Here is a 1,321-nt window from a genome sequence, read left to right on the forward strand (position 1 = left end):
GGGCATCACGCGCCATTGACTGTCCGGTCTTTGGCGGCGCCGGCTCCCACCTTGCCACAACGCAGTCAGTTTCCTTTGCGCAATGGGCGCCTCGCAGAGGGGCCTGAAACCCTAACTGGTCGTTGCAGGGGACGCCAATACGTCGCATCGCTTCGGCCACGCCAAGCGGGCGCCCCTGAACTTGGGCGTTAGCCCCCCAACTCACCAACTCTGCTCAACAACGCGAAAGTAGAAATGAAGAAATCGATTAAGCAAATACTCACAAAAGATCTCCTTGAGAAGTTCAGAGAAAACAAAATGCCTGAGGAGATGATTTCCAACATCCAAGAAAAAATTCTGGAGCTTGGCGAATTCACCCCTACAGTAGGTATTTTTGGAAAAACAGGGGTTGGAAAATCAAGCCTATGTAACGCCCTTTTTGGAAAAGAAACAGCCAAAGTTAGCGACGTCGAGGCCTGCACTCGTCAGCCACAAGAGATTTTTGTCAAAATCAGCGAATCCGGCAGCGGCATAAAATTAATTGATTTGCCGGGCGTAGGTGAGAGTAAAGTTCGAGACGAAGAATACAAAAAACTCTACGAAGATTGGATTCCACGCTTGGATTTGGTGCTATGGATCATTCGCGCGGATGATCGAACCTTTAGCGTTGACGAATTCTTCTACGACAACGTTGTCAAATCCGCAATATCCAATTCAAAAATACCGTTCCTGGTTGTTGTCAACCAAGTTGACAAGATTAACCCCATCAGGGACTGGGACGAAGAAAATAAGCGCCCTGGCTTCTCTCAACAGAAGGTTATTGGCGAACGTACACAGTGGGCCGCCTCAAAGTTCAACATCCCCAACGAGCACATAGTTGCTGCATCCGCTGAGGAAAAATACAATCTCGGCGGTATAGTTGAGGCAATTATTGATATTGTCCCAAACGAGAAAAAGCTTGGCTTTCTCAACCAAGCAACCGAAGAGGCCACAACAGAGAAATCCAAGGAAAGCGCCGTAAAAGGCGTAATTGAGTACATAAAGCAGGTGTACAAAGAAGTGAAACCGTACATTCCTGAAATCATTGCGTTCGCCAAGTGGGTCATCAAACTTGCGAAGGGCTAACTGGCGGTTCAACTCGGACGCCAAAGCTGGCCATGGCTTCGCCATTTTTATGGCCAGCTTTGGTGCCCTACGGCCTTCGGCCTCCGGCGCCGGTTAACCTGGGCTACAAGGGCTTCCCCATCTGTCAAGCAATAGCTGACCCAGGCTCGCGCAGCGAGCCAACATCAAAGTGCCAAGCACAACGCCGACGCAGATCAGGCGAGCAAAGGTAAGGACA

Annotated in this window: 1 protein-coding gene; it reads left to right on the forward strand. The window is 49.9% G+C overall.

Translation table 11 applies throughout. The features are described 5' to 3' along the window. Positions 1-234 precede the first annotated feature (234 nt). Positions 235-1,104 (forward strand): GTPase family protein, encoded by an 870-nt coding sequence (locus ABG80_RS06360; RefSeq protein ID WP_083505876.1) that lies wholly within the window; start codon positions 235-237, stop codon positions 1,102-1,104. Positions 1,105-1,321 lie beyond the last annotated feature (217 nt).

The organism is Aquabacterium parvum (assembly GCF_001447195.1).
GTDB lineage: Bacteria > Pseudomonadota > Gammaproteobacteria > Burkholderiales > Burkholderiaceae_C > Aquabacterium > Aquabacterium parvum.